The 7862-nt window shown below is 61.6% G+C and carries 6 protein-coding genes and 2 pseudogenes; 5 read left to right on the top strand and 3 right to left on the bottom strand.

Going from position 1 to position 7862, the window contains the following annotated elements:
* Together R5H32_RS20295 and R5H32_RS20290 are read right to left on the bottom strand one after the other, a co-directional pair.
* Positions 1-137 (bottom strand): annotated as a pseudogene (locus tag R5H32_RS20295) (IS6 family transposase); the annotation flags it as partial.
* A 15-nt stretch (positions 138-152) separates the two neighbouring features.
* Positions 153-413: pseudogene (locus tag R5H32_RS20290) on the bottom strand (transposase); the annotation flags it as partial.
* A 120-nt stretch (positions 414-533) separates the two neighbouring features.
* Between R5H32_RS20290 and R5H32_RS20285 the strand changes: the two are divergent.
* The 5 genes from R5H32_RS20285 (at position 534) to R5H32_RS20265 (ending at position 7334) form a co-directional block, all read left to right on the top strand.
* Positions 534-3608, top strand: a complete 3075-nt coding sequence (locus R5H32_RS20285; RefSeq protein WP_318340469.1) for an ATP-binding protein — start codon at positions 534-536, stop codon at positions 3606-3608.
* The gene (locus R5H32_RS20280) at positions 3601-3969 is read left to right on the top strand and encodes an Hpt domain-containing protein (RefSeq protein WP_318340468.1); all 369 of its coding nucleotides are present in this window, start codon (positions 3601-3603) and stop codon (positions 3967-3969) included. The genes R5H32_RS20285 and R5H32_RS20280 overlap by 8 nt, the downstream gene beginning before the upstream one ends.
* A gap of 42 nt (positions 3970-4011) precedes the next feature.
* Entirely contained in the window at positions 4012-5523 is a 1512-nt protein-coding gene (locus R5H32_RS20275) for a response regulator (protein ID WP_318340467.1), read from the top strand.
* A gap of 151 nt (positions 5524-5674) precedes the next feature.
* A complete protein-coding gene (locus R5H32_RS20270) occupies positions 5675-6418 on the top strand; it encodes a transporter substrate-binding domain-containing protein (protein ID WP_318340466.1) in 744 nt (247 codons plus the stop codon).
* Between the two features lie 82 nt (positions 6419-6500).
* On the top strand, positions 6501-7334 hold the full coding sequence (locus R5H32_RS20265; protein ID WP_318340465.1) for a transporter substrate-binding domain-containing protein: 834 nt from the start codon (positions 6501-6503) through the stop codon (positions 7332-7334).
* 208 nt (positions 7335-7542) lie between these two features.
* Here R5H32_RS20265 and R5H32_RS20260 read toward each other — a convergent pair.
* Positions 7543-7862: winged helix-turn-helix domain-containing protein (locus R5H32_RS20260; RefSeq protein WP_318340464.1), on the bottom strand; the 320-nt coding region annotated here is incomplete at its 5' end.

Here is a 7862-nt window from a genome sequence, read left to right as displayed (position 1 = left end):
CTGATGTCGATGCCGCGCTCGTGCAGCAGATCTTCGACATTGCGGAGCGAGAGCGGAAATCTGACGTACAGCATCACCGCCAGACGGATGATCTCCGGGCTGCTGTGTAAGTAGTTGAAGGGGTCAGGCCTGGTCATGAGCCGACGCTACGAAGCCACCCTGACCGTCTCAACCGGAATCCTTCTGACAGCGCCGACCCAGGCACCGGTCCGCGTGTTGGTGGTTGGCGCGCGCCGTGTCACCGAGGTCGCGCCGACGACCAGCAATCGGCTCAGGTAGCCGTTGCCCATCTTCGAGACCCATCCCAGCCGGTCCTTGCCGCATGAGGAGTTCTGTCTTGGAACGAGCCCGAGCCAGGCCGCAAACTGTCGGCCAGATCGGAAGACGGTTGGGTCCGGCACACTGGCGGCAAGCTCACTGTCCATTCGGAGACTGGTTCGAATCCGTCTGTCAGCTCCCCCCGAAGATTTTTCTTGGCGTGGACAAAACATTGTCCATCATGGCGCCCAGGACATGACGGTGGAGCAGCTGACTTGCGCGAACCGGAGGACCGCCCTGCCACGCCAACGATCCGCGCCGCAAGGCTTGGGATCTCGGGTCGTCTTGTATTGGCTTTCGCGTCGATTTCCATCCTGGGCATTGGCGCCAGCCTTGTGGCCGCGATTTCCTTTCAGAATGCCCAAAGCGAGTTCGATCACATCGCGACCGTGCAGTTGCAAAGTTTCGGAGCGTCAGAGGATCTTATTCGGCAGGCAGAGGAGCTGGCCCGGGTCGCCCCCAATCTTTATGCGGGACAGGGGGGCAGCTCTGCCCTGCTCGCCTTTTCGATCACCAGTTTCGAACTGAAGGCCAAGCTTCTGGCCTTGATCGACGAACTCGGGACGGCCACGGGAGACGCTCACGAAGTCGCCGCGATCCGGACCTCGGCCAATGCGCTTTTTGCCAACCTCGACCGGCTGGCCACGGCTTTGTTCGATCGTGCAGCCAACGAGCAATCGTTGAAGCGATCGCTGACCGCGGCGGCCGAGGCCTTGCGCAAGGCATCCGATCGGAACGAAAGCGCGGCGCCGAAACTGCTAGAAGTGGGATCGCTTCTGCTCGACATCTCGGCCGCGACCTCGGAGGCGCGCCTGGAAGAGTTGGAGGCGCAGACTGAAAGCGTCCTGACCGGAGCTGATCTGGCTGTCGCGGATGCGGTGGCGCTGCGCGATGCGGTTGTCGGAAGCGCAGGTGTCGCGGCCTTTGCGCGCAAACAGGGCGCGCTCTTGACGCATCTGTCCGGCCTTCTGGCAGAGAGCGAAGCGTTGTCCGACCAGCTCGTCGCCGATGTCGGCGCCCTGACCGAAAAGCTGACGGCGGATATCCGCGCGCAGAACGCCAACCTCGCCGAAGACACAGAGCGCAGGACCTCGGCCTTGCAGATAACCGGTCTGGCGACCCTGGCGGCGGCATTGCTGGCCGCATGGTATCTGCGCACTTCCGTCATTGGGCGCCTGGGTAGCCTGCGCCAGGTAATGAGCGAGGGTGGGAACCCCGAGGAGCTGAAACGGCTTTCCGGTGGTCAGGACGAAATCGCCGACCTTAGCAAGACATTCGAATTCTTCGTGGCCGAGATCGCCGAACGTGACCGTGTCCTGCGCGAAAGCCAACGGCGGCTGACCAACGCGATCGAGAGTATCTCCGAGGGATTTGCGCTTTTCGACGCTGAGGACCGGCTGGTTGTAGCGAACACGCGGTATCGGGGCATCATGACATTGGGTGATACCCCTGACGGCGGTCCCGCGCCGACCTTTTGTCAGATCATGAAAGAGGCCGCGCAGGCGGGCCGGTTCAGCAATGCAGTGGCCGATCCTGCCCTCTGGGTGGACCGGCAGCTCAAACGGCACGGCGGGGCCGATCCGGCCTTCATTCAGCAATTGTCGGACGGCGACTGGGTTCGCGTCAGCGAGCGCCGGACCGACGAGGGCGGGACTGTCGCGATCTATGCCGACGTGACCGAGTTGAAACGCGTGTCCGAAGAGTTGCAGCGGGCCAAAGAAGAGGCCGACAGGGCCAACGAGGCGAAAAGCGCGTTCCTTGCCACCATGAGCCACGAACTCAGAACACCTCTGAACGGCATCCTGGGCATGACCCAGCTCATGCAGCAAACCCAGCTCAGCGCCGAGCAGCGCGATCTGGCCGATACCACGTCCGAGGCGGCCGAGACGCTTTTGTCGATCATCAACGACATTCTCGACTTCTCGAAGGTCGAGGCCGGCGCTCTGGAAATCGAAACGGTGCCCTTCGATCTTGTCCAATTGGTCGACGGAGTTCCGGACCTTGTCTCGACCAAGGTCTTTTCGAAGGGGATCGAGCTGATCTGCCGTGTCGCGCCAGACGTTCCCCAAAGCGTGGAAGGCGACCCGCTGCGCCTGCGCCAGGTGCTTCTGAACTTGCTGAACAACGCCGTCAAATTCACCGAGCGCGGTGAAATCGAGCTTTCGGCTCGGCGCGATGCGACCGTGTCCAGTTGCCTTGTCATGGCCGTCCGCGACACCGGAATCGGTATCCCGGCGGGTCGCATGAACCGCCTGTTCCGGTCCTTCAGTCAGGTCGATGCCTCAACCACCCGTAAATACGGTGGAACCGGCCTTGGCCTGGCCATCAGCAAGCGCCTGGTCGAGCTGATGGGCGGTGAAATCCGGGTTGAAAGCGAGGAGGGACAGGGTACGACCTTTTCCTTCACCTTGCCGGTTGTCGAGAATGCCGACCACCGCAGCCGGGAAATCGAAACCTTCACGGGAAAAACCGCACTGCTCGTCGAGGCGAACGCCAACGCCGCAGCCAGCCTGGACGAGCGCCTTTCCGCTTTCGGGTTGTCTTGCCAGATTGCGGGTGACCTGACAGGCGCGCGTGCCGCCTTGGACCGGAGCAGGTTCGATGTTGCCTTTGTCGACGCAGCCACGCTTGGTGTCGATCACGCGTCCGAACTTTCCGCGGCGATTGCCGGATTCGTCGCCGCTTCCACGCCGCTGATCCTGTCGGTTGCGCCGGTGGCTGGCCTGTCGGACCTGCGCAGCAGCGCCCAGGAGCAAGGCATGGCTGCGGTTCTGGGCAAGCCGATCAAGTCCGCCCAGCTTCGGCGCACCCTGGCTGCCCTTTTCACCGATGGCGTCACTCTGGCGGCTACAACGGGCAGGACCGCGCCCACCGTGTCCGCCAGCCTTCCCGAACTGGCGATCCTTCTGGTCGACGACTATCCAATGAACCGCAAGGTCGGCGGCAAGATCTTAAGCAGGCTTGGTTTTGAACCAGACCTCCGCGCGAGCGGCACCGAGGCGGTCGAGGCCTGCCGGGGACGTGACTACGACCTTGTCTTCATGGACATCGAAATGCCTGAGATGGACGGCGTCGAGGCCTGCCGCAGGATCCGCGCGCAGATGACCGCCCGGCACTGCCCGCAGATCGTGGCCCTGACCGCCAACGCATTGGCAACGGACCAGGAAAAATACCTGGCCGACGGATTTGATGACTACCTGAGCAAACCGATCGACATCGATGCGCTGGTGGCCTGCCTGCACCGCGTCGGCGATCGTGCCAGGTTGGAAGGTGGAGACAGCGATGGCTGAGCACAGCGCGATCGATCTTGACGCCCTGCGGCGCCTGTTGCGCGCCATGGGCGGCGAGATGGACGATCTGAAGGATCTGTTCGACAGTTTTGTCGAGGACACCCCACCTCTATTCGTCACCATGCGCACCGCCGCGGAAAACGCGGACTGGGAGGCTTTCCGGCGGGCCGCGCACACGGCCAAGGGCGCCGCGCGCGATTTCGGCGCATCCGATATGGCCAAGATCTGCGCCGCGTTGGAACATGAAGCGGCCACCGGACCGGTTGCCGACGCGTTCCAGCGCGTCGCCGACGTGGAGGCCGCGTTCGCGGCCGCCTGCGGCGCCTTGAAATCACTTCTCAACGGGGGGGGACTGGCGTAGCTTATTCGAAAAAAGAACGTGAATTCAGGGGAATTTCAACCTATGGCAGATCGCGTTCTAGTTGTCGACGATCACGCGACCAGCAGGAAAAAGCTGTCGGCTGCCGTTAAGAAGCTCGGGTTCGAGGTCGAAACCGCCGATGAGGGCGCCGCCGCGATCCAACTGCTTCGCGACCACCCCGTCGACGCGATCCTTCTGGATATCGTGATGCCGGTGATGGACGGGTTCGAGGTTTTGGCCGCTTTGAAGGCGGACACGGACCTGTCGGATATTCCGGTCATCGTCGTTTCGGCGATGGAGGACGACACGGCCAGCGTCGTGCGCGCAATCGAACTTGGGGCTGAGGATTTCCTGCCCAAGGATTTCGATCCGGTCATCCTGCGCGCCCGCCTGTCGTCCTCGCTGGAAAAGAAGCACAACCGCGACCGCGAGCGTGAGTTTCGCCGCCACGTCGATCAGCTGACATCTGCCGCCGAGGAATTGGAAAATGGGCTGTTCCAGCCCGAAAGGCTAAAGATCGAGAACGTCGCGGACCGAACCGACAACCTCGGGCGCCTAGCGCGGGTCTTCAAGGGCATGGCCGAGGAGATCTATCGGCGCGAACTGAAGCTCAGAAAGAACGTGCGCGCGCTTCGCGGCAGCCTGCTGGTGCTGGCCGTCGGTGCATCTTGGGGTCTGCTCGCGCCGCTGTCGCGCATGGCGGCGTCGCTTGACTCGCAGCCGCTCGCGCTCGCCATCTGGGTCAACCTGATCATCGCCGCGCTTTGCCTGGCATCCAGCGCCATACGCGGAAAGTTCCAAGTGCCGGACATGGCCTTGCTTCGGTTCTGCCTGTGGTGGGGCATCCTGGTCGGCGTCCTGCAACAGCTGGCCCTGTTCTGGGTGACCGCACATGTCCAGGCCACCACCGTCTCGCTTATCGTCACGCTGGAAGGGTTCATGGTCTTTGCCGTGGCCGCGGCCTTGCGCCTGGAAAAGGCGACAATGAAACGAATGATCGGCCTGGCGTTCGGCCTGGCGGGTTCGGCTCTGGTCATTCTGTCGCGGGAATCCCTTGGAAGCGGGGACACCTGGTTCTGGCTGCTTGTGGCGGCGTCGGTCCCGTTCCTTTTTGCGGTAGAGGATATCTTTCTGGCATCGCGCCGACCCGACGGGACCGACATCATCCACTCGACGGGCATCATGGCCACGATTTCCTGCGTTATCACCCTTGTCGTGGCCCTGCTTGCCGGTGCACCGGTCAGGATCGAGGGCATCACGACTGACCTTGCCACCATCGTCTTCCTGATCGCGGTCGCCAGCGCGCTTGGAACGGTTCTCAGCTTTTCGGTCGCAACGATAGCGGGTGCGGTCTTTGCCAGCCAGGCAGCCTATGCCATCGCCATCGCCGGTATCATCTGGAGCATGCTGCTGCTTGACGAAAGCATGTCGCCGCTCGCCTGGGGCGCTCTCGCGTTCATGATGCTCGGGCTCTACTTTGTCGAACCGCAATCAAGTTCCGAGGACTATGAATTCCGCCTGCCGTTCGTGGACCGTTCCCGTGCGGGCACGTAAACAAGAAAGGAAGCACAGACGAATGCAAACGCGAAGTCTCAATTAAATGCGGAGGACCGCCATGAATTCATTCTCGTTCAGAGCCTGTGTATTCGCGGTTGCAGTTGGCACGGGTTTGCCAGCCACTGCAGGCGATGTTCTCGATCGGATCATGGACCGCGGCTACATGCTGCTGATGGGCGAACCGGCCTGGCCGCCATTTTCGTTCAAGGACGAAAACGGCAACTACGCCGGGTTCGACGTCGAGGTGGCCGACGAGGTCACTAAGCGCCTAGGGGTCGAGCCGCGGCGGATCGAACGCGCGCTGAGCTGGGAGCAGGAAACCGGGGGCAATTGGAATGGCGTCATCGACGTTTCGATCGGCAGCATGACGCCGACGGCCAAGCGGGGGGAAAACCTGATCTTCCCGGCGGTATACAGTTATCAACCGGCCTCTGTCGCGGTCCACCGGGACAACACGACAATCAATGTGCCAGCCGAGGCAAGCGGCAGGCGGATAGCCGTGCTGCGGACATCCATCTACGACGTGTATCTTCAGCGAGTTCCGATGGACATCAAGAATGCGCCGCCGGTCAACTACGCGATCGACGACCCGGTCGTCGTTTACTACGAGGTCGAAGGCGAACCGCTCGCTGCCCTCAAAAAAGGCGATGGAGTCGAGGTCGACGCGACCATCAACGCACTGGTCGCACTCATGGACGAAGTCCAGAAAGGCGAGCCGATCCGGATTCTGGGTCAGCCCATCTTCTACACGCCTGGCGCGATTGCGATCGAAAAAGGCGATCCAGAACTGGCCGACAAGCTCGCATCCATCGTCGCCGACATGCGCAGCGACGGCAGTTTGACGCGGATTTCCAAGAAGTGGTTCGGCCTTGACCTGACGGCCGTTCCATGAGGCTGCAGAAATCGTCGGGCGCGTGCTGCAAGGCAAAGGGAAACTGAACGACCGAACCTGTAGTCGAAGGAAGTGCAAAGGTATGCTTAGATTGTTTTCGGTGTCCGTCATCGCGTCGGTAGCCGCTTCGTCGGCGACGATCGCAGGCGCGGGCGAAGTCCTCGACCGGATCACGGAGCGGGGCTATATCTCGTTGGTGGGCCTGCCAGACTGGTATCCTTATTCATACCTGGATGAAAACGGCAACTACGCCGGCTTCGACGTCGACGTCGCCAACGAGGTTGCCAAGCGTCTTGGCGTCGAGCCACGCAGGTTTGACAGCATCCTTACTTGGGAACAGGAAACCAGCGGGCACTGGAACGGCGCCATCGATGCCTCGATCGGCAGCATGACACCGACGGCCAAAAGGGGCGAAAACCTGGATTTTCCGGTCATCTACACCTACGCGGTCGGCTCGCTCGCGGTGAACAAGAACAATACCGAGATCAACACGCCCGCAGATGCCAGCGGCAAGCGTTTTGGCGTTCTGAAAGCCGCGAACTACGAGCTTTACCTGCGTCACGAGCTGACCGGAATAGAAAAGTCGCCGCCTGTGACCTATGTGATCGACGATGCGGTCATCGTCACCTACGACACTGAATCAGCGCCGTGGGACGAGCTGGAAAAATGGCCGGACTCCGAAATCGACGCGACGATCAACTACCTGCCTGTGCTGATGGGCGAGATCCAGAAGGGCCGGTCCCTGCGCATCGTCGGCCAGCCGCTTTACTACGTGCCACAGGCCGTCGCGATCGAGCCCGGCGACCCGGAGCTTGCTGCCCGACTGACCGAAATCATTGACGCGATGCATGCCGACGGGACGCTGACGGGACTGTCGATGAAGTGGTTCGGCATCGACCTTACCCGTATTCCTTGAAAAACAACGGGGGTCATGTCAGAGGAACTTGGCTTGAGGCGGGCAGGGGGCTTTCGTAGGTGCTGTCATTTGTGGACGGCTCCGAACCTCATGGTTTTGAACCGAGACGTACCGCTTCTTTGGCAAGTTCGGCGCCTCGAATCAAAACGGGGGGACCTTTGGAGTCCCCCAGCCGTGCTTCGATGCCTTGCTTCATGAGGTGCGCAGATCACGCGGTATCGTAGATGTACCCGATACCGCGAACCGTGCGGATGGCCTCGGGCTTCTGGGGATTGCGCTCGATCTTTTTTCGTATCCGTGAAATTCGGATATCGATGGACCGGTCGAACGGCTCCCATGATCTGTCATGCGCGCCCTCGAGTATCTGGTCGCGGTTCAAGACCCGGCCACGATTCTCGGCGAATAGCTTGAGCAGGTGGTGGGTGGTGTCAGACCAATTCGAACCCGTCTCCACAAGGGCAGGATCGCTGTCCCTTATGACGCGCCGAGGCCGCGCCACTCGGCGAGAGCAGCGGCGCGGTTCTTCTT

It is taken from the genome of Defluviimonas sp. D31 (assembly GCF_033436765.1).
Taxonomy (GTDB): Bacteria; Pseudomonadota; Alphaproteobacteria; order Rhodobacterales; family Rhodobacteraceae; genus Albidovulum.
The sequence above is the reverse complement of the archived record's forward strand: the minus strand, read 5'-3'. Positions and strand labels throughout refer to the sequence as shown.

Excerpts from the sequence above, each read along its gene's own strand:
- R5H32_RS20280 (WP_318340468.1), top strand. The coding sequence starts at position 3,601 with ATGGCTGAGCACAGCGCGATCGATCTTGACGCCCTGCGGCGCCTGTTG.
- R5H32_RS20275 (WP_318340467.1), top strand. The coding sequence starts at position 4,012 with ATGGCAGATCGCGTTCTAGTTGTCGACGATCACGCGACCAGCAGGAAA.
- R5H32_RS20270 (WP_318340466.1), top strand. The coding sequence starts at position 5,675 with ATGGACCGCGGCTACATGCTGCTGATGGGCGAACCGGCCTGGCCGCCA.
- R5H32_RS20265 (WP_318340465.1), top strand. The coding sequence starts at position 6,501 with ATGCTTAGATTGTTTTCGGTGTCCGTCATCGCGTCGGTAGCCGCTTCG.